The sequence below is a fragment of the Nocardia salmonicida NBRC 13393 genome, assembly GCF_001613085.1.
Lineage (GTDB): Bacteria > Actinomycetota > Actinomycetes > Mycobacteriales > Mycobacteriaceae > Nocardia > Nocardia salmonicida.
Genome location: NZ_BDBR01000005.1, coordinates 321,395 through 340,855, shown reverse-complemented (window position 1 = coordinate 340,855; position 19,461 = coordinate 321,395). Strand labels below are relative to the sequence as shown.

The following is a 19,461-nucleotide window of genomic DNA, read 5'->3' as shown; positions in this document are numbered from 1 at the left end:
CAACCATACGGAGTTCTCGATGCTGGACGGGATGGCTAAGGTCGACCCGATGTTCGCCGAGGCGCAACGGCTCGGGATGCCCGCGGTCGGCATGACCGATCACGGCAACATGTACGGAGCGTCCGACTTCTTCCGCCAGGCGCAGCGATCCGGTATCAAGCCGATTATCGGCATCGAGGCGTACGTGGCGCCGGGTTCGCGACGGTCGACCGATCGGGTCCGGTGGGGCGATCCGTCGCAGAAGGCCGACGATGTGTCGGGATCGGGTGCCTACGTCCATATGACGATGCTCGCGGCGAACGCCGTCGGCTTGCGGAATCTGTTCACCCTGTCCACCCTCGCCTCGTTCGAGGGGCAGCTCGGCAAGTGGCCGCGGATGGACGCCGAGCTCATCGCCGAATACTCCGACGGAATCATCGCGACTACCGGTTGCCCTTCGGGAGAAGTACAGACCCGTTTGCGCCTCGGTCAGTTCGACGCGGCGTATCAGGCCGCGGGAACCTGGCGTGAGATCTTCGGCCCCGGCAACTTCTACCTCGAACTGATGGACCACGGCCTCGCCATCGAGCGCGGAGTACGCGAAGACCTGCTCGCGATCGGGACCAAGGCAGGCATCGCGCCGCTGGCGACGAACGACTGTCACTACGTGCTGCGAGGGCAGTCAGCGGCGCATGCGGCGATGCTGTGCGTGCAGACGGGCAAGACGCTCTCGGACCCCACCCGATTCAAATTCGGCGGCGACGGCTACTACCTGAAATCGGCGGCCGAGATGCGCGCTCTCTGGGACGACGAGGTGCCCGGCGCGTGCGACGCGACGCTCGCGATCGCCGAACGCGTCGAACCGTACGACGAGGTGTGGGCGTTCCAGGACCGGATGCCGGTGTTCCCGGTTCCCGAGGGGCACGACCAGGACAGCTGGTTGCGTGTCGAGGTGGATGCCGGGCTGCGGTGGCGGTTCCCGGGTGGTGTCCCCGACACCTACCGTGACCGTGCGCGATTCGAGCTGGACATCATCCGGGACAAGGGATTTCCCGCCTATTTCCTGGTCGTCGGCGATCTGGTCGCGCACGCGCGAGAGGTCGGTATCCGGGTGGGTCCGGGGCGCGGGTCGGCCGCCGGCTCGCTCGTCGCCTACGCCCTGGCCATCACCAATATCGATCCGATCCAGCACGGACTGCTCTTCGAACGCTTCCTCAATCCGGAGCGGCCGTCCGCACCCGATATCGATATCGACTTCGACGACCGGCGGCGCGGCGAGATGATCCGCTACGCCACCCAGCGCTGGGGCGCGGACAAGATCGCGCAGGTGATCACCTTCGGCACCATCAAAACGAAGGCGGCGATCAAGGATGCCGCCCGCGTCCAGTTCGGTCAGCCCGGATTCGCCCTCGCGGATCGGATCACGAAATCTCTGCCACCGGCGGTGGCGGCCAAGGACATCCCCGTCGCCGGGATCATGGATCCGGCCCACGAACGCTACTGCGAAGCCGCCGAGGTGCGCACCCTGATCGAGTCCGATCCGGACGTGCGCACCATCTACGACACGGCGGTCGGGCTGGAGGGAATGGTTCGCGGCGCAGGCGTGCACGCGTGCGCGGTGATCATGTCCTGCGAACCGCTGCTGGGTGTGGTTCCGCTGTGGCGGCGCCCGCAGGACGGAGCCGTCATCACCGGGTGGGACTATCCGTCGTGCGAGGCCATCGGTCTGCTCAAGATGGACTTCCTCGGCCTGCGCACACTCACCGTGATCGGCGACAGCCTGGACAACATCGCTGCGAACCGCGGCATCGAACTCGACTTGGACACACTGGGTCTCGACGATCCGGCCGCCTACGCCATGCTCGCCAGAGGCGACAATCTCGGTGTGTTCCAGCTGGATTCGGCGGGTATGCGGGAACTGCTGCTGAAGATGGCGCCGACCGAATTCAACGACCTGGTCGCCTCGAACGCGCTGTACCGGCCAGGGCCGATGGGTGTCGGCGCGCACTGGTCCTATGCCGATCGCAAGAACGGGCGCGAGGCCGTCATCCCGATCCATCCGGAGCTCGACGACGCGCTGGGGGAGATCCTGTCCGAGACCTACGCGCTCATCGTCTATCAGGAACAGATCATGCAGATCGCGCAGCGGGTGGCCGGGTACACCCTCGGTCAGGCCGATCTGCTGCGGCGTGCCATGGGCAAGAAGAAGCCCGAAGTGCTGGCGATGGAGTTCGAGAACTTCCGTGACGGTATGCGCCGCAACGGGTATGGCGACGACGCCGTCACCGCGCTGTGGGAGGCGGTGCTGCCGTTCGCCGGCTACGCCTACAACAAGTCGCACGCCGCCGGATACAGCCTCATCATGTACTGGACCGCCTACCTCAAGGCGAACTATCCCGCGGAATTCATGGCAGCACTGCTGACCTCGGTCGGCGACGACAAGGACAAGACCGCGATCTACCTCGCCGATTGCCGCAAGCGCGGGATCCGGGTGCTGCCGCCGGACGTCAACGAGTCGGTCGCCACCTTCTCTTCGGTGGGTACCGACATCCGCTACGGGCTCGAAGCGGTGCGCAATGTGGGCGCGCCGGTCGTCGCGGCGATTGTCCGGGCGCGCGAGGCCGGTGGCGCGTTCACGGAATTCTCCGACTATCTCGACAAGGTCGACCTCACCGCCTGCGCGAAGAAGGTCGTCGAATCACTGGTCAAGGCAGGAGCTTTCGACTCTTTAGGGCACAGTCGCCATGGCCTGTACCAGGTACATTCGGAGGCGGTCGACGCGGTGGTCGGGATCAAGAAAGCGGCTGCGGCAGGCCAATTCGATCTGTTCATGACCGCTGAAGCCTCGGTCAGCAGCTTCGCCGTTCCGGTTCCCGAGCAGGAATGGGACGAGCGGCAGCGCCTGGCCTACGAGCGAGAGATGCTCGGGCTCTATGTCTCCGGGCATCCGCTCGACGGAGTCGCGAACACGCTGGCCGCGCTCGCGGACACTTCGATCACCGCTGTTCTCGAAGGCCGGATTCCGCACGGCCGTACCGTCGTTCTCGGGGGCATCGTCGTCGCGATCGATCGGCGGGTGAACAAGAAGGGGGAGCCGTGGGCGATCGTGCAGATCGAGGACCTCGAAGCGGGCGCCGAGGTCCTGTTCTTCCCCGCGCCCTACGCGGCCGTCGCCACGCGGCTGACCGAGGATGCGATTGTCCTGGTCACCGCTCGCGTCACAGTGCGCGACGGGCGGACCTCCTTGTTCGGTGACGACCTGACCGTGCCGGATATGAATGGCCACGGCGCGCCGGTCGTCCTGAAGATCACGACCCAGGCCTGCACGAAGGGCAATGTCGCAGCGCTACGCGAAGCGCTGCGACGCCACCCGGGCGACACCGAACTGCACATCGAATTCCACGGACGCAAAGGGCCGAAGAGGTACTCGATCGACCCCAGCTTCCGGATCAGCAGTACTCCGGCGCTGATGGGCGAGCTCAAAGCGATCTTCGGCCCCGGCTGTCTGGTGGGTCAGCGGTTGCCGAGTTCTGAGAGTTGATAGGCCAGCTTGCCGCGGACCGCGGGGATGCGGGTGAGTAGGCGGAAGGCGGTGTTGCGCGCGGTGCGAGCGGGGGTGGACCGCAGGGTCGCCATTCTGGTCATGCGGTCGGTGAAGTCCACGACTTCGAGGGCGATCGGTCTGCGGATGGTTTCGTAGGTGTCGAGGATCGAATCCGGTTCGCCTGCGGTGACTTTCGCCAGGAGGGTGCCGAGTAGGGCGGCGTCCTGGATGCCGGTGTTCATGCCTTGGCCGCCCGCCGGGCTGTGCACGTGGGCGGCGTCGCCCGCAAGGAGGATTCGGCCCGCGCGGTAGTGGTCGGCTACGCGGTGGTGGACGCGGAAGCGGGAGCTCCACAGGACCTCGTCCACATGGATCTTGCCTGCGGGGCCACGGGTGTCGAGCAGTGACTGGATGTCGTCGAGGGTGGGGTGTTCCGGCGCCTGGTCGACGGTGGCGACGACGCGATAGCGGTCGTGGGCGTCGTCGGGGAGCGGGGCGACCACGGTGACGCCTTCGGGGAACAGGTGCAGCGACACCTCCGAACGCGGGGTCGGCCAGCTCATCCGGACGTCGGCCAGGATGAAGGAGGCCGGGTAGGTGTCGCCGGTGAACCCGATGGCCGCCTGCTCGCGCACGACACTGTGCATGCCGTCGGCGCCGATCACGTAATCGGCCACGAGCCGACCACGCTGGTCGCCCTCGTCGACGTATTCGACAGTGACGCTGCCGTTCTCCTCGGTGACCTTGGTGACCGTGAGCGGCCGGTGCACCGCGCCGCCCAGTTCGTGCAGCCGGTCGAGGAGCACCTGCTCGGTGACGTCCTGCGGCACCATCAGCGTGTACGGGAACTCGGTGGGGAGATCGCCGAATTCGATGGTGGCCAACGTCTTCGCGCCGTCGTGCAGCTTGAAGGTCGGCACCTCGATTCCGCGTTCGACGAGTGCGCTCGCGATGCCGAGCCCGTCGAGCACCTCGAGCGTCCTGGCATGCACTACCGCAGCCCGAGAAGTGTTGGCGCCCTCGCCGAGTCGATCGATGAGCACATGGTCGACGCCGGCTTCGGCGAGCACGATCGCGGCGGTGAGCCCGGCGGGACCCGCGCCGACGATGACGACGGAGGTGGCTTCGGGCAGTGAGGTGGCGGGCATTTCGACTCCTGGTCAACGCTTGTTTGCCAACGCTTGTAGGCATAACGGTAAACCTGCTCGTGGATGAAAGTCAACAGTTGTTGGCCTACAATCGTTGACATGCCTGACCAGGAGATTCCCACCCGTCGTTCCGACGCGACGAAGGTCGCCATCCTCGAGGCCGCCCGTGCCCGCTTCGCCGCCGACGGCTACGCCAAGGCCACGATCCGCGCGATCGCCGCCGACGCCGAGATCGACCCCTCGATGGTGATGCGCTATTTCGGCAGCAAGGACGGCCTCTTCGCCGCCGCCGCCCAGATCGACCTGGACCTCCCCGACCTGAGCGCCGCCGATCCGAACACCATGGGCGAGTTGATGATCCGCCGCTTTCTCGAGATCTGGGAGGGCAACGACAACACCGTTCTGCTGATCCTGCTCCGCTCCTCGATCACCGACGAGGCGGTAGCGGCCCGCTTCCGCGAGATCTTCGCCGACCAGGTCCTGCCCGCGGTCCTCCGCTTCGGCACCCCCACCGACGCCCCCCGCCGTGCCGCCCTGATCGTCACCCAACTCCTGGGTCTTGCCCTGTGTCGCTACGTCCTGCGGCTGCCCCCGGTGGTCGCGCTCACTCCGCGACAGATTATCGAAGACATCGCCCCCACCCTCCAGCGCTACTTGACTGCGGCGGCGACCGTCGATGAGGCAGCTGAGTATGTGCGGGACACGAGTGCGGAGCTGAACGCGCGACTGTCCTCGCAATGACCGGGTCTTCGGCGTGAAGACGCGAAAAGGGCCGGTACCGATCGGATTCGATCGGTACCGGCCCTAGGACGAGTGTGGGCTAGTTCGCCAGCTCGGCGCCCAAGGCGAGGAGGTGGGGAGTCGCTCCGCCGAGGGCGAATTCGTTGTGTTTGGCGGCGGTGAAGTAGTTGTGGGTGATGTGGTCACGGTCGATGCCGAGGCCGCCGTGGATGTGGACGACGGTGTGGGCGACCTTGTGTCCGGCCTCGGCCGCCCAGAACTTGGCGATGTGGATGGCCTCGGCGGCGGGGAGGTCCTCCGCGAGGCGCCAGGCGGCCTGGGTGACCGTGAGGCGCAGGCCGCCGATGTCGATATAGGCGTCGGACAGGCGCTGGGCGACCGACTGGAACGAGCCGATCGGCTTGCCGAACTGTTCGCGGGTGCGGGTGTGCTCGGCGGTCAGCTCGAGCGCGCGCTCCAGGGTGCCGAGTTGCAGGGCCGACACCCCGAGCCAGGCGTATTCGCGCAGCCAGGTGAGGATGTCGGCGCCGGCCTCGATGGTGCCGAGCAGTTCGGCCGGAGTGGCGGCGAGCTCCACAGCGAACTCGGGGCTCAGGTCGACGACCTGCTGGGCGGTGCGGGTGACCGACGCGTGCTCCGGATCGATCACGAAGACACCGACGCCGTTGGAGGTGATGGCGGGCACCAGGATTCGTGCGGCGCGGTCGGCGTAGGCGACGGTGGTGGCGGTGCCGGTCAGCGTCCACCCGGCACCGGCGGCCTCGGCGACGATTCCCGGTGCGTCGGTGGTGGCACGCAGTTCCTCGGCGAGCGCCGCGGTCAGCACGATCTCGCCCGCGCCTGCCCGCGCGGCCAGCTGCTGCTGGTCGGCATCGCCGAACTTCGCCAGCGCGCCCGCGCCGAGGACGATCGACCACAGGTAGGGCACCGCGGCGACGACGCGGCCGAGTTCCCGCAGGATCGCGGTCTGCTCGAGCATGCCGAAATCGCTGCCGCCCAGTGCTTCCGGTAGCGCGGCGGCCAGCACGCCGGTCTCGGCGAGCGACTTCCAGAGCTGCTCGTCGAAGCGGGCGGCGGTGTCGAGTTCACGCAGCCGATCGGCGGTGACGAGCTTGGCGCAGACCTCGCCGGTCAGCCGGGCGAGATCGGTCTGGGCTTCGGTGGGAGTGAAATCCATGGGAGATACCGGCTTTCGGGATCAGCGGGCGGATGCGGGCTGGCGCAGGGCGGTCATGGCGATGATGTCGCGCTGCACCTCGTTGGTGCCGCCGCCGAAGGTGAGGATGAGTGCGGCGCGGTGCATCCGCTCGAGCCGGCCGAGCAGGGCGGCGCCGGGGGAGTCCTGGCGCAGGTAGGCGTGGGGGCCGACGACTTCCATCAGCAGGCGGTACGCCTCGGTGGAGAGCTCGGTGCCGTAGACCTTGCACGCGGACGCGTCCCACGGCTTCGGCGCCGCTTCGCCGCCCAGGTCGGCGCGGCTGGCGATCTCCCAGTTCAGCAGCTTGAGGTATTCGACCTTGGCGTGCACCTTGGCCAGATTGAGCCGGGCCCATTCCTGGTCGATCACGCGCCTGCCGTCGGACAGGGTGGTTTCCTTGGCCCACTCGACGGTCTGCGCGACCGCTAGGCTCAGCGGACCCGCCGAGGTGAGAGCGACGCGCTCGTGATTGAGCTGGTTGGTGATCAGCGACCAGCCGCCGTTCTCCGGACCGACCACCGACGAGACGGGCACCCGTACGTCCTGGTAGTAGGTGGCGCTGGTGTCGGGGCCTGCCATCGTGTGCACCGGCGTCCAGGAGAACCCGTCGACGTCGGTCGGCACGATGAGCATCGTGATGCCCTTGTGCTTCTTGGCCGTCGGATCGGTGCGCACGGCGAGCCAGATGTAGTCGGCGTAGGCGATGAGGCTGGTCCACATCTTCTGGCCGTTGATCACGAAGTCGTCGCCGTCGCGCACCGCGGCGGTCCGCAGCGAGGCCAGGTCGGTGCCTGCGCCCGGTTCGGAGTAGCCGATGGCGAAGTGCAGCTCACCCGAGGCGATCTTGGGCAGGAAGAATTTCTTCTGCTCCTCGGTGCCGTACTGCATGATGGTCGGCGCGACCGAGTTGAGCGTGAGGAACGGGACGGGCGCGCCCGCGATGGCCGCCTCCTCGACGAAGATCAGCTGATCCATCGTGGTGCGGTCCTGGCCGCCGTACTCCTTGGGCCAGCTCAGCGTGAGCCAGCCGTCGCGGCCCATCTCGCGCACGACCTCGCGGTAGACGTTGCCGGAGCCGTATTCGCCGGTGGTCATGCTCAGCGCCGCGCGACGTTCCGGTGTCATCAGCTTCGCGAAATATTCGCGCAGCTCGGCGCGCAATTCTTCCTGCTGCGGCGTATACGCGACGCGCATGCTTCCTACCTCGGTGTCGAGCTGAAAGGGCGGGTGGCGGGGCGCAGGGGGTGAGCCCCGCCGAAACCGATCATTGCATACGAACTGGAACATGTTCCAGTATTGATGGTGATTCGGCGCCTGTTTCGCTCCGTGGACCGGGGTGTCTGAGTTAGTGTCGCCAAGACCGCGTGGAAGGAAGTTCTCATGAAGATCATCGTCGATTTCGACCGGTGCGAAGCGAACGGCGTCTGTGTCGGAATCGCCCCTGACATGTTCGAACTTGATGACGACGACATGTTGACCGTCGCCGAGGGCGATGTCGCGCCCGATCGTCTCGCCGATGCAGAGGAGGCGGTGGCGCAGTGTCCCAAGGCCGCGCTGAGGTTGGCGTGATCGCCTCTTGTCGGATGGTGGAACACGTTCTAGAGTCGGCCGAATGAGTGTGACGCAGATTTCATTGGAGGGCCGGGTCGCCGTCGTGACCGGTGCGGGCGCGGGGCTCGGCAGGGCCGAAGCTCTCGCGCTGGCGTCGGCCGGTGCGGCGGTGGTCGTCAATGACCTGACCGAGGACGCGGCGGCCGAGACCATCGCCGCCATCCGCGAGCTCGGTGGCAAGGCGGAATTCGTCGGCGGCTCCATCGCCGAGCGCTCGACGGCCGACGCGCTCGTCTCGACCGCGCAGGAGTCGCTGGGCGGGCTCGACATCGTCGTCAACAACGCGGGCATCACCCGTGACCGCATGCTGTTCAACATGTCCGACGAGGACTGGGACGCGGTGATCGCGGTGCACCTGCGCGGACACTTCCTGCTCACCCGCAACGCGGCCGCCTACTGGCGCGCGGCGTCCAAGGCGGCGGGCGCGCCGGTCTACGGCCGGTTGGTCAACACCTCCTCGGAGGCGGGCCTGCTCGGACCGGAAGGCCAGGCGAACTACGGTGCGGCCAAGGCGGGCATCACCGCCCTCACGCTGACCGCGTCTCGCGTCCTGTCCAGGTACGGCGTGCGCGCCAACGCGATCTGCCCCAGGGCCAGGACCGCGATGACCGAAGCGGTCTTCGCGGACGCGCCCGAAGGCGCGGTCGACCCGTTGGCGCCCGAGCACGTGGCCAAGCTCGTGGCCTACCTTTCCTCGCCCGCCGCCGACGCGGTGAACGGCCAGGTGTTCGTCGTCTACGGACCGATGGTGGCGCTGATGGCGGCGCCGACGGTCGAGCAGCGCTTCGATGCCGAGGGCGCCGAATGGTCCGAGGCCGACCTCGCCGCCGCCCTCGGTGGCTACTTCGCAGAGCGCCCCGCCGACCACACGTTTTCGGCGCGCGACCTCCGCGATCTGGGCTGAACCGTCCGGTTGGCGGTTTGCCCGATGTTGGCCCGCCACACACTCCGTCCGTTTTGTCACGCCTGTCGTGTTGATCACCGGTCCAGGTGTTGGTAGACATGAGCGTCGGAGTGTGTGACGGCTCACAGGAGGTTCGCGGATTTTAATAAGTACCCGTTTCAGTTTTAACGGCGATTTACGGCAAAAAGTCCTGTTCTGAGTCTACGAAAATGGCAGACATTAGCAGGAACATGTTCTAGTCTTTGGGCAGTCTTCAGATCGGGGTGGCGGTGAAGTACGGGTACGCGGACAAATCGGTCCGCCCGTCGATTGAGGAGGATTCGGTATGACAAACCTCCTTGCTGTCCCGTTGCGGGCGGTCGGCGGATTCTTCGAACTCGGCGCGGAAGTGGCGCGCGCCACCGTCCGCAAGCCGTTCCAATGGCGCGAATTCGTCGACCAGTCCTGGTTCGTCGCCCGCGTCTCCATCGTGCCGACTCTGCTTGTGGCCATTCCGTTTACGGTCCTGGTGGTTTTCACCCTCAACATCCTGCTGCGCGAAATCGGCGCCGCCGACCTCAGCGGAGCAGCCGCCGCGTTCGGTGCCGTCACGCAGGTCGGCCCGATCGTCACCGTGCTGATCGTGGCTGGCGCAGGCGCCACCGCGATCTGCGCCGACCTTGGCGCTCGTACGATTCGCGAAGAGATCGACGCGATGAAGGTGCTCGGTATCGACCCGGTCAGCCGGCTGGTCGTGCCGCGCGTGTTCGCCTCGATGTTCGTGGCGCTGATGCTCAACAGCCTGGTGTGCACCATCGGCATCGCCGGCGGCTTCGTCTTCTCGGTGTTCCTCCAGGGAGTGAACCCCGGCGCGTTCGTCAACGGCATTCCGCTGCTCACGAGTCTGCCCGAACTGATCATCTCCGAAATCAAGGCGGGTTTGTTCGGCCTGATCGCCGGAATGGTCGCCTGTTATCTCGGGCTCCAGGTCAAAGGCGGACCCAAGAGTGTCGGTGACGCCGTGAACCAAACAGTGGTATTCGCATTCATGGCGCTGTTCGTGGTGAATGTGGTCGTCACCGCGATCGGCCTGAAATTCACGGTGCGGTGACACGATGGCATTCATAGTTCGCAGCAAGTTTCCGCGCACGGTCCGCCGTTTCGACCGGATGTCGAAATCGGTGGATTCCCTGGGCGATCAGGCGATCTTCTACGTCAAGGCGCTCGGCTCGGTCCCACGCGCGCTGGTGCACTACCGCACCGAGACCATCCGGCTCATCGCCGAGATCAGCATGGGCAGTGGCGCCTTGGCCGTGATCGGCGGCACCGTGGTGATCGTCGGCTTCCTGACGCTCATGGCGGGCGGCACCATCGCGGTGCAGGGCTACAGCTCGCTCGGCAATATCGGTGTCGAGGCCCTGACCGGCTTCTTCGCCGCCCTCATCAATGTGCGAATCGCGGCGCCGGTGATCTCCGGCATCGGCCTGGCCGCCACGATCGGCGCCGGTGCGACAGCGCAGCTGGGCGCGATGCGTGTGGCCGAGGAGATCGACGCGCTGGAATCGATGGCGATCCGGCCGATTCCGTTCCTGGTCGGCACCAGGGTGCTGGCGGGCATGATCGCGATCGTGCCGCTCTACGCACTCGCGGTGATCGCCTCGTTCATCGCCAGCCGCTTCGCGACCGTCGTGATCTACGGGCAGTCGGCCGGTGTGTACGACCACTACTTCTCGACATTCCTCATCCCGAGCGACATCCTGTGGTCGTTCGCGCAGGCGATCGTGATGGCACTGGCCGTGATGCTCATCCACACCTACTACGGCTTCCACGCCGCGGGTGGTCCGGTCGGCGTCGGCATCGCGGTGGGTAACGCGGTGCGGTCGTCGCTGATCGCGGTTGTCACTGTGACGCTGCTGATCTCGCTGGCCATCTACGGCACCTCCGGCAACTTCCACCTCTCGGGATAGCGTGATGGACACTTCACGGTTCGTTGCCGCATTGCAGGGCGGGCTCGGGCGCAAGCTCGCCGCGCTCACGATGATCGGCTTGCTCGTCGGGCTCGCGGTTTTCGCGTTCGCCCTGTTCCAAGGCGCGTTCACCACCACCGCGAAGGTAGTGGTCGACGCTCCCCGCTCGGGTCTCGTGCTCGACCCCGACGCCAAGGTGAAGGTGCGCGGCGTCGAGATCGGCCGGGTCGCCGAGATCAACCTGCGCGACGACGGTGCGCAGATCCTGCTCGAGGTGGACCCCGAACAGCTGAAGCTGGTGCCGTCGAACGCGGGTGTCGACATTCGCTCGACCACGGTGTTCGGCGCCAAGTACGTGAACTTCGTGGTTCCCGAACAGCCTTCGTCCAGCCCGCTGAAGCCGGGCAGCACGGTCGCGGCGAGCTCGGTGACGGTGGAGTTCAACACGCTGTTCCAGCACCTGTCCGATGTACTGGCCCAGGTGGAGCCGGAGAAGCTCAACGCCACGCTGACCGCGCTCGGTACCGCACTGCAGGGTCGTGGCGACAAGCTCGGCGATCTGCTCGTCCGATCGGATCGCTACCTGCGCGAGATCAACCCGTATCTGCCCACGCTGCAACAGGATCTGGACAAGACGGCCCAGGTGACCAATATCTACGCCGATGCCTCCGGCGCGCTGCTGCGCACGGTGGACAACGCCACGGTGACCGCGAAGACGATCGCGGAGCTGCAAGCCGAGCTCGACAATGTGCTGGTGAACGTGATCGGACTGTCGGATACCACCGGTTCGGTGCTGCGGGAGAACGAAACCGATCTCGTCACCGCGCTCGATCTGCTGCGGCCGACGACCAGCCTGCTGTTCGAATACGCACCCGCGCTCGGCTGCATCATCGACGGCCTCGGCCCGCTGATGCCGATCGCCGAGGACATGTTCGGCGGCCTGCTGCCCGGCGTCGGCATGAACGCCTCGTTCATGCTCGGGGACAAGCCTTATACCTACCCAGAGGACCTGCCCAAGGTGAACGCCACCGGCGGACCGCATTGTGAGGGCGTGGTCAACCGGGTGCCGGAGAGCCACTCGAACTATGTGGTGACCGATAGCAACCAGGGCGCGCCGTACACGCCGCGCACCGGTGCACCCGAATTGAACAGCGCACCAAAGGTTTTCCAGCTGTTGCTGGAAGGACTGCCGGGAGTGACACGGTGAAGAACACGGCGACGACGGTCAAGCTCGCGATATTCACCGTAGTGATGACGCTGGTGTTCGCCGGCCTGGCGATCGTGCTCAGTCAGGCACGGTTCTCCAGCGAGAACAGCTACAAGGCGGTGTTCACCAACTCCTCGGGCATGCTGCCCGGGTCGAAGGTGCGGATCGCCGGTGTGCCGGTCGGCTCGGTGTCCTCGGTGAAGGTCGGCGACGACGATCTCGCGCACGTCGAGTTCGACGTGGACACCAAGTATTCCGTGCTCTCGAGCACGCGCCTGGTGATCAAGTACGAGAACCTCGTCGGTGACCGGTATCTGGAGCTGCAGGAGGGGCCGGGCTCGGCGCGTCGGCTGCCGGACGGTTCCACCATCGGCAAGGAGCAGACCACGCCCGCGCTGGATCTCGACCTGCTGCTCGGCGGGTTCAAGCCGCTGCTGCGCGGCCTGGATCCGGGTCAGGTCAACGACCTGACCGCGGCGCTGCTGCAGATCTTCCAGGGTCAGGGCGGCACGCTGGTCTCACTGCTCAACAGCGGTGGCAGCTTCGCCAAGACCCTCAGCGATCGCGATGCCCTGATCGGTAGCGTGATCGACAACCTGAACACCGTGCTGGCCACCATCGACGATCGGGACGAACAGTTCACCACCACGATCGAGGAATTGCAGCGCCTGGTCAGCGGATTGGCCGCCGAACGCGACCCGATCGGCGCCGCGCTACCGCGGATCGCCGGTGCGACAAAGGAACTCAACGACCTGTTGACCACCGCGCGCCCCGATCTGCGCAACACCATCGCGCAGACCGGCAGGCTGGCCACCAACCTCGACAACGGCTCCGACCATATCGAGTGGGTGCTCGGGAAACTGCCCGATACCTACAAACAGCTCACCCGCATCGGCGCCTATGGGTCGTTCCTGCAGCTGTACGTGTGTGGCACCAACTTCCTGATCGACGGCCCGAACGGCCAGACGATGGAAGTCTTGGCGCCAGGTCTGCAGGCGACCGGAAGGTGTACGCCCAATGAATGAGAAGAATTCGTCGGCCGTCATCGTCGGCATCGTCGGCATCGTGCTGGTGGTGACGATCTCGCTCGCCACGCTGCAATACACCAAGCTGCCGTTCATCCGCTCCGGCGCGACCTTCACCGCGTACTTCGTCGACGCGGGCGGGCTGGTGCCGGGTGATCCGGTGCACGTCGCCGGTGTGCGTTCCGGCGAGGTCGACCAGGTATCGCTCGACGGTCCCAAGGTGCTGGTGAAGTTCACCCTCGACGAGTCGATCGTGCTGGGCCAGAAGACCTCTGCCGCGATCAAGACCAATACGGTCCTCGGTCGCAAGTCCCTGGACGTGCTGCCGACCGGACCGGGCGCGCTGCGCACGGCCGACACCATCCCGCTCGATCGGACCACCTCGCCGTATTCGCTCAACGAGGCCCTCAGCGACCTCGGCGCGACCGTGCGAGACCTCGACATGGACCAGGTCGACAAGACGCTGGACGTCCTCTCGGCCGCCTTCGCCGACACCCCCGGCCCGCTGCGCAACGCCCTCGACGGCGTCACCGCGCTCTCGCGCAGCATCAATACGCGCGACCAGGCGCTGACCGATCTGCTCGGCCGGGCCCAGAACGTCACCAAGATCCTGGCCGACCGCAGCTCCCAGCTCAACGCGCTGCTGCTGGACGGGAACAATCTGCTCGGCGAACTCGACAGCCGGCGCGCCGCGATCAACCAGCTCATCGTCTACGTCGATTCCGTCGCCAAGCAGCTCTCCGGGCTGGTCGCCGACAACGAGGCGCAGATGAAGCCGACGCTGGACCGCCTCAATTCGGTGCTCGCCATGTTGCAGCGCAACAAGGACAACCTGTCGAGCGCGCTCGAGAATCTCGGCCCCTACGCCTCGGCTCTCGGTGAGCAGGTCGGCAGCGGCCCGTGGTTCAACGCCTATGTGGTGAACGCCACGAGCACCGAACTGCGCCCGCTGGTCGACGCGCTGGTCTGGCCCGAACATCTGCCACAGGACGTGATCGACATCTTTACGAATCCGAGGCCGCCGGGCATCGTGCCTTCCCAGGAGGATCCGCCGCGATGAGCATCGCATCGACAGTGCGCGGCGTGCCGCGCTGGACGCTCGCGGTCGCCGCGGTGGTGATCGTCGCGCTGGTCGCGGTCGGGGTCTACATCACTCTCGGCGTCGGCAAGACCAAGATCACCGCCGCTTTCACCTCGACCACCGGTCTGTACGCGGGCGACGAGGTACGGATGCTCGGTGTGGAGATCGGCAAGATCGACGCGATCGAGCCCGGCGAGGGCCGGGTACAGGTGCGGATGTCGATCGACAGTGGCATCGACCTGCCCGCCGACGCGCGTGCCGTGCTCATCGCACCCTCGCTGGTGTCGGCGCGGTTCATCCAGCTCGCGCCGGCCTACACCGGTGGCCCGAAGCTGGTCGACGGTGCGCAGATCCCGATCGAGCGCACCGCGGTCCCGGTGGAGTGGGACGACATCAAGGCCGAACTGTCCAATCTGGCTACGGCTCTCGGGCCGGTCGGCGATGACAAGCAGGGCTCCTTCGGGCGTTTTGTCGATACCGCCGCGAACAACCTGGACGGCAACGGCCAGAAGTTCCGTGACACCCTGCGTGAGCTGTCGGCGACGCTGAACACGTTGTCCGACGGGCGAACCGACCTGTTCGGCACCATTCGCAACCTGCAGAAGTTCGTCGAGGTGCTCTCGGCGAGCAACGAGCAGATCGTGCAGTTCGGTGGCAGGTTGGCCTCGGTGGCGTCGGTGCTCGCAGGCGCGTCCGAGGAACTCGTCGCGGGACTCGACAGCCTGGATGTGGCGCTCGCGGACGTGAAGCGGTTCCTCGAGGGCAGCGGCGCCGAGCTCACCGAGGGTGTCGAGCGACTTGCCGATGTCACCCAGACGCTCGTCGACAAGCGGCCGGAGATCGAACGGGTGCTCCATTCCGCGCCGACCGCGCTGGTGAACTTCTACCAGATCTACAAGCCGGCTCAGGGCTCGCTCACCGGCGCTGTGGCGCTGAACAATACGGCCAATCCGCTGAGCTTCCTCTGTGGTTCCGTCCGTGCGCTCGAACACAACGACTCGGATCGATCGGCGGATCTGTGCGCGGAATTCCTTGCCCCGGTGATCAGCTCGTTGGCGATGAACTACGCGCCGATCATGCTCAATCCAGGCAGCGGCGTGACGGCCTTCCCCGAACAGTTGACGTACAGCCCGCCGAGTCTGGCCGGAGAGGTAGCACCCGAACGGTCGTCTTCGGCGCCGATCACTGTGCCGAACGATCTTGCCGGACTTGCGGTTCCAGGAGGACAGCGATGAGGCCCCAACGCATGCTCGCCGGGCTGGCGGTGGGCGTCGCCGTGACGCTCGGCGCTACCGGCTGTCAATGGGACGGGCTGAACTCGCTACCCATGCCCGGCTCCGAGGGCAGGGGCCCCGGTTCGTACACCGTGCGGATCCAGATGCCCAATGTCACTACGCTGACGCGGAATTCGCCGGTTCGGGTGGACGACGTCGAGGTCGGCACTGTCACCGGAATCGATGTCGAGGGTTGGCACGCGCTGGTCACGGTGTCGCTGAATCCCGAGGTGAAACTCCCCGCCAACGCGATCGCCAAGATCGGCCAGACCAGCTTGCTCGGCAGCAATCACGTGGAGCTGTCCGCGCCAACCGCGACGCCGTCCCAGGGTCAGCTTCGCAACAACGACGTGATCCCGCTCGAGCGGGCGGGGGCCTACCCCACCACCGAGCAGGTGCTGTCCTCGCTGTCGGTAGTGCTCAACGGCGGTGGCATCGCCCAGCTCGAGACCATCACCAGCGAGCTGAACGCGGCGCTCAACGGCCGCGAGGCCGAGATCGCCGATCTGCTGCCGCAGCTCGACCAGCTCGTCACCGGCCTGGACAAGCAGACCGGCAACATCATCGCCGCGATGGAGGGTCTCGACCGGCTCGCGGGCAACCTCGCTGACCAGAAGGACGTGCTGGCCCGCGCGATCGACGAGATCCACCCGGCACTGACCGTGCTCGCCGACCGCACCGCCAACATCACCAGGGCGATCACCTCGCTGGGTGAGCTCAGCGAGGTCACCGAACGGATCATCCAGACCAGCGGTGACGATCTCAAGGCCAACCTGGCCAGCCTCGGCCCGGTACTGGAGACCCTGGCGAACACCGGCACCAACCTCATCGACGCGATGGGCATCCTGCCCACCTTCCCGTTCCCGATCAAGAACATCGGCAACGCGATCAAGGGCGACTACCTCAACCTCTTCATCACCTTCGACCTGACCGGTAAGCGCTTGGACAGCAACTGGCTCACCGGTACTCCGCTCGGCGGACGCTTCGGTGGTGTCGAGGGCGTGGTCGGTAGTTTCGCGCCGTCGACGGCGACCGACGCGGCCGACCCGACCAAGCTCCCGCAGGCGCCGACGCCCAGTGCGGGACCGGCGCCCACACTTCCCGGACTGCCACCCATTCCCGGCCTGCCCTCCATCCCCGGAATCACCGTGCCGCTGCCCGGCCAGGAAGGGGCGGGACGATGAAGCTCACCAAGTTCGTCCATGTTCAGCTCGCGATCTTCGCGGTCCTCACCGTGATCGGCCTGGTCGTGATGGGCGGGACGTATGTGCAGCTGCCCGCGATGTTCGGCATCGGCCGCTACAACGTGGTCGTGCAGCTCGCCGCCACCGGTGGGTTGTATCCGACCGCCAATGTGTCCTACCGCGGCACCAACATCGGCAAGGTCGAAGCTGTGCGGCTCACCCCCGCTGGGGTCGAGGCGGATCTGTCGATCAACAGCGACTACAAGGTGCCGTCGGACTCGACCGCCTGGGTGCGCAGCGTTTCGGCGATCGGTGAGCAGTACGTCGACCTGGTGCCCGAGGTCGGTTCCAACTCCGGCGACCTGCGCGACGGCTCGGTGATTCCGGTGCAGCGCACCAGGCTGCCCCAGGATGTCGGCGCGCTGCTCGACCAGTCCGACAAGCTGCTGTCCACCGTCGCCGATACCCGGCTGCGTCAGGTGATCGACGAGGCGTTCAAAGCGTTCAACGGTGCCGGGCCGGATCTTCAGCGGTTCATCGACTCGGCGGCGCTGCTGGTGCAGCAGGCCGAGACCGATGTGGAGCCGACCAAGAAGCTGCTCGATCAGATCGGCCCGCTGCTGGACACCCAGATCCAGTCCGAAGCCGATATTCGTTCCTGGACAACAGATCTCGCGACCCTGACCGATCAGCTGCGCGAACACGATCCCACGCTGCGAAACCTGTTGTACAACAGCCCGTCGGCGATGCAGAAGGTCAACGAGCAGTTCCAGAGTCTGCGCCCGACCCTGCCTCTGCTGATGAGCAACCTGGTCAGCCTCGGTCAGGTCGGGGTGACTTATCACGCTGGTGTCGAACAGCTTCTGGTCGTCTTCCCGCCGTTGATCGCGGCATTGCGGACCGTCATTCGCGGGCCTGCCCTGTACGGCGTGATGGTCGACTTCATGACTGTCATCAACGACCCGCCCGCCTGCACGACAGGCTTCCTGCCCGCCGATCAGTGGCGTCAGCCGAGCGATTTCTCCCAGGTGGACACCCCCGAAGGGCTTTACTGCAAGGTGGCTCAGGATTCTCCGATCGAAGTGCGCGGCATCCGCAACTCGCCGTGCATGGAGTATCCCGGGGTCAGGGCGCCCACTCCCGAACTGTGCCGGACAGGGTACGTGCCGCAGGGCACGAACCCGCCGTTCGGTGCGCCGCAGCCGGTAGCGCCGGCTTCGGCACCCACCGGCGCGTCCACCGGCGGGGTCACCCCCGCCGCCGCGCGTCCCTATGATCCGTCCACGGGCAGCTATCTCGGCCCGGACGGACGCATGTACCGCCAAGGTGATATCGCCTCCGACGGTTCGGGCACTGTCCCGGCCAGCTGGCAGGCGATGTTGGAGGAGCAGCAGAGATGAGTGAGAGCAACAACGGCCGCCCGCGTCGGCGGGCAGCCAGGTCGGCGGGTCCGCCGGTGGAGGATGTGCAGGTCGTCGACGTGACAGTCGACGCGGGGGCGGTTGAATCGGCCGAGGTGGCCGATGCGGAGGTGGCCGCGGCCGAGGAAGCCACAGTAGTCGCGGCTCCCGTCGAGTTGACGAAGGCCGCGGTGGTGGACGAGGAGGCCGACGATGATTCGGCCGAGCTCGACGAAGAAGATGCGAAGCTGACGCGGCTCGGGCAGATCATCGGGCTCGCCGCCGCGGCGGTGCTGGTGTTGGCGCTGGTCGTCGGCGCCGGGTTCGCCGCGTTCGCCGCCCGGTCGGGGAGCCAGGATGAGGATCTGCGCGCGCAGTACACCCAGACCGCGCGTCAGGCGGTCATCAACCTGACCACCATTCGCGCCGACTCCGCCAAGGAGGACATCGACCGGATCCTGTCGGTGGCCTCGGGGGAGTTCAAGAACGAGTTCGACGGTCGCGTCGATCCGTTCATGGATGTGGTGAAGCAGGCCAAGGTGGTCTCCACCGGCGAGGTCGTCGAGTCGGGCATCGAGTCCGTCGACGAGAATTCGGCGAAGGTGCTGGTCGCCGCCAAGCAGATGGTGAGTAATACCGGGTCGGCCGAGCCGCAGGCGCGGCAGTACCGATTCCGGATCACGGTGTCGAAGGGCGATTCCGGGATGACCGTGTCGAAAGTGGAGTTCGTGGGATGAGCAACCGAATCAAGATCGTCTTCGGAGCCCTCGCGGCGGCTGGTTTGATCGCGGCCATCGTCCTCGGTGTCAGTGGGTATCAGTTGTGGCAGCAGGACAAGACCGAGCAGGCGCGCACCGATGCGATGAGCACCGCGAGCCGGACGGTGAGCGCGATGTTCACCTATGAGCCCGCCACCGTCGACACCGAACTGCCGAGGGCCGCCGATAATCTCACCGAGTCGTTCCGGGCCGAATACCTGAAACTGATCGAGCAGGCCATCGCGCCGGGCGCCAAGGAGAAGCAGCTCACCGTCAAGGCCACCACCCAGGCCGAGGCCGTGGTCTCGGCCGATGCTGAGAAGGCGGTCATCCTGCTGTACCTGAATCAGCTGACCACCAGCAAGGATGCCCCCGATGGCACCACCTCGGGCAGTCGCGTACGGGTCTCGCTGGACAAGGCCGACAACCGCTGGCTGGTCTCCCAGGTCACGCCGGTCTGA

At 66.3% G+C, this 19,461-nt stretch carries 17 protein-coding genes; 14 read left to right on the top strand and 3 right to left on the bottom strand.

Annotated elements, in window-relative coordinates:
* The first annotated feature begins 19 nt into the window (after positions 1-19).
* On the top strand, positions 20-3,520 hold the full coding sequence (gene dnaE / locus NS1_RS07190) for a DNA polymerase III subunit alpha (protein WP_062982885.1): 3,501 nt from the start codon (positions 20-22) through the stop codon (positions 3,518-3,520).
* Here the strand turns inward: dnaE and NS1_RS07185 are convergent.
* The gene (locus NS1_RS07185; RefSeq protein ID WP_062982735.1) at positions 3,493-4,671 is read right to left on the bottom strand and encodes an FAD-dependent oxidoreductase; all 1,179 of its coding nucleotides are present in this window, start codon (positions 4,669-4,671) and stop codon (positions 3,493-3,495) included. The two genes, dnaE and NS1_RS07185, sit on opposite strands and share 28 nt — an antisense overlap.
* A 99-nt stretch (positions 4,672-4,770) precedes the next feature.
* Here NS1_RS07185 and NS1_RS07180 point away from each other — a divergent pair, with 99 nt between their 5' ends.
* Entirely contained in the window at positions 4,771-5,412 is a 642-nt protein-coding gene (locus NS1_RS07180) for a TetR/AcrR family transcriptional regulator (protein WP_084503568.1), read from the top strand.
* Between the two features lie 79 nt (positions 5,413-5,491).
* Here NS1_RS07180 and NS1_RS07175 read toward each other — a convergent pair whose 3' ends face one another.
* Both NS1_RS07175 and NS1_RS07170 read right to left on the bottom strand, forming a co-directional pair.
* Positions 5,492-6,589 carry an acyl-CoA dehydrogenase family protein gene (locus NS1_RS07175; protein WP_062982733.1) on the bottom strand — a complete coding sequence of 366 codons (1,098 nt, stop codon included), beginning with the start codon at positions 6,587-6,589 and terminating at the stop codon, positions 5,492-5,494.
* Positions 6,590-6,610: 21 nt separating this feature from the next.
* The gene (locus NS1_RS07170; protein WP_062982731.1) at positions 6,611-7,804 is read right to left on the bottom strand and encodes an acyl-CoA dehydrogenase family protein; all 1,194 of its coding nucleotides are present in this window, start codon (positions 7,802-7,804) and stop codon (positions 6,611-6,613) included.
* A 186-nt stretch (positions 7,805-7,990) separates the two neighbouring features.
* On the opposite strand from NS1_RS07170, the gene NS1_RS07165 reads away from it, so the two are divergent.
* The 12 genes from NS1_RS07165 (at position 7,991) to NS1_RS07110 (ending at position 19,461) form a co-directional block, all read left to right on the top strand.
* Positions 7,991-8,179, top strand: coding sequence for a ferredoxin (locus tag NS1_RS07165; RefSeq protein WP_056819344.1), 189 nt, complete (start codon positions 7,991-7,993; stop codon positions 8,177-8,179).
* A gap of 43 nt (positions 8,180-8,222) precedes the next feature.
* Positions 8,223-9,125 (top strand): 3-oxoacyl-ACP reductase, encoded by a 903-nt coding sequence (locus NS1_RS07160; protein ID WP_062982729.1) that lies wholly within the window; start codon positions 8,223-8,225, stop codon positions 9,123-9,125.
* Between the two features lie 325 nt (positions 9,126-9,450).
* Positions 9,451-10,215 (top strand): MlaE family ABC transporter permease, encoded by a 765-nt coding sequence (locus NS1_RS07155; protein ID WP_062982727.1) that lies wholly within the window; start codon positions 9,451-9,453, stop codon positions 10,213-10,215.
* 4 nt (positions 10,216-10,219) lie between these two features.
* Positions 10,220-11,071 (top strand): MlaE family ABC transporter permease, encoded by an 852-nt coding sequence (locus NS1_RS07150; protein WP_062982725.1) that lies wholly within the window; start codon positions 10,220-10,222, stop codon positions 11,069-11,071.
* Positions 11,072-11,075: 4 nt separating this feature from the next.
* Entirely contained in the window at positions 11,076-12,278 is a 1,203-nt protein-coding gene (locus NS1_RS07145; RefSeq protein ID WP_062982884.1) for an MCE family protein, read from the top strand.
* Positions 12,275-13,303 carry an MCE family protein gene (locus tag NS1_RS07140; RefSeq protein WP_084503567.1) on the top strand — a complete coding sequence of 343 codons (1,029 nt, stop codon included), beginning with the start codon at positions 12,275-12,277 and terminating at the stop codon, positions 13,301-13,303. The genes NS1_RS07145 and NS1_RS07140 overlap by 4 nt, the downstream gene beginning before the upstream one ends.
* Positions 13,296-14,363: an MCE family protein gene (locus tag NS1_RS07135; RefSeq protein ID WP_062982723.1), complete on the top strand. Its 1,068-nt coding sequence runs from the start codon at positions 13,296-13,298 to the stop codon at positions 14,361-14,363. Before NS1_RS07140 ends, NS1_RS07135 begins: the two co-directional genes overlap by 8 nt.
* A complete protein-coding gene (locus NS1_RS07130) occupies positions 14,360-15,619 on the top strand; it encodes an MCE family protein (RefSeq protein ID WP_062982721.1) in 1,260 nt (419 codons plus the stop codon). The genes NS1_RS07135 and NS1_RS07130 overlap by 4 nt, the downstream gene beginning before the upstream one ends.
* Complete coding sequence (locus tag NS1_RS07125) at positions 15,616-16,842, top strand: MCE family protein (RefSeq protein ID WP_062982719.1); 1,227 nt, start codon at positions 15,616-15,618, stop codon at positions 16,840-16,842. The genes NS1_RS07130 and NS1_RS07125 overlap by 4 nt, the downstream gene beginning before the upstream one ends.
* A complete protein-coding gene (locus NS1_RS07120; protein WP_062982717.1) occupies positions 16,839-18,242 on the top strand; it encodes an MCE family protein in 1,404 nt (467 codons plus the stop codon). The genes NS1_RS07125 and NS1_RS07120 overlap by 4 nt, the downstream gene beginning before the upstream one ends.
* A complete protein-coding gene (locus tag NS1_RS07115; RefSeq protein ID WP_157125122.1) occupies positions 18,239-18,979 on the top strand; it encodes an Rv1363c family protein in 741 nt (246 codons plus the stop codon). Before NS1_RS07120 ends, NS1_RS07115 begins: the two co-directional genes overlap by 4 nt.
* The gene (locus NS1_RS07110; protein WP_062982713.1) at positions 18,976-19,461 is read left to right on the top strand and encodes an Rv1363c family protein; all 486 of its coding nucleotides are present in this window, start codon (positions 18,976-18,978) and stop codon (positions 19,459-19,461) included. Before NS1_RS07115 ends, NS1_RS07110 begins: the two co-directional genes overlap by 4 nt.

Bases quoted from the DNA above. Each gene is read 5' to 3' on its own strand.
- NS1_RS07155 (WP_062982727.1), top strand. From the start codon at position 9,451: ATGACAAACCTCCTTGCTGTCCCGTTGCGGGCGGTCGGCGGATTCTTC.
- NS1_RS07175 (WP_062982733.1), bottom strand. From the start codon at position 6,589: ATGGATTTCACTCCCACCGAAGCCCAGACCGATCTCGCCCGGCTGACC.
- NS1_RS07165 (WP_056819344.1), top strand. From the start codon at position 7,991: ATGAAGATCATCGTCGATTTCGACCGGTGCGAAGCGAACGGCGTCTGT.
- NS1_RS07185 (WP_062982735.1), bottom strand. From the start codon at position 4,671: ATGCCCGCCACCTCACTGCCCGAAGCCACCTCCGTCGTCATCGTCGGC.
- NS1_RS07110 (WP_062982713.1), top strand. From the start codon at position 18,976: ATGAGCAACCGAATCAAGATCGTCTTCGGAGCCCTCGCGGCGGCTGGT.
- NS1_RS07145 (WP_062982884.1), top strand. From the start codon at position 11,076: ATGGACACTTCACGGTTCGTTGCCGCATTGCAGGGCGGGCTCGGGCGC.
- NS1_RS07150 (WP_062982725.1), top strand. From the start codon at position 10,220: ATGGCATTCATAGTTCGCAGCAAGTTTCCGCGCACGGTCCGCCGTTTC.
- NS1_RS07125 (WP_062982719.1), top strand. From the start codon at position 15,616: ATGAGGCCCCAACGCATGCTCGCCGGGCTGGCGGTGGGCGTCGCCGTG.
- NS1_RS07120 (WP_062982717.1), top strand. From the start codon at position 16,839: ATGAAGCTCACCAAGTTCGTCCATGTTCAGCTCGCGATCTTCGCGGTC.
- NS1_RS07170 (WP_062982731.1), bottom strand. From the start codon at position 7,804: ATGCGCGTCGCGTATACGCCGCAGCAGGAAGAATTGCGCGCCGAGCTG.
- NS1_RS07180 (WP_084503568.1), top strand. From the start codon at position 4,771: ATGCCTGACCAGGAGATTCCCACCCGTCGTTCCGACGCGACGAAGGTC.
- dnaE (WP_062982885.1), top strand. From the start codon at position 20: ATGCTGGACGGGATGGCTAAGGTCGACCCGATGTTCGCCGAGGCGCAA.
- NS1_RS07160 (WP_062982729.1), top strand. From the start codon at position 8,223: ATGAGTGTGACGCAGATTTCATTGGAGGGCCGGGTCGCCGTCGTGACC.
- NS1_RS07115 (WP_157125122.1), top strand. From the start codon at position 18,239: ATGAGTGAGAGCAACAACGGCCGCCCGCGTCGGCGGGCAGCCAGGTCG.
- NS1_RS07130 (WP_062982721.1), top strand. From the start codon at position 14,360: ATGAGCATCGCATCGACAGTGCGCGGCGTGCCGCGCTGGACGCTCGCG.
- NS1_RS07135 (WP_062982723.1), top strand. From the start codon at position 13,296: ATGAATGAGAAGAATTCGTCGGCCGTCATCGTCGGCATCGTCGGCATC.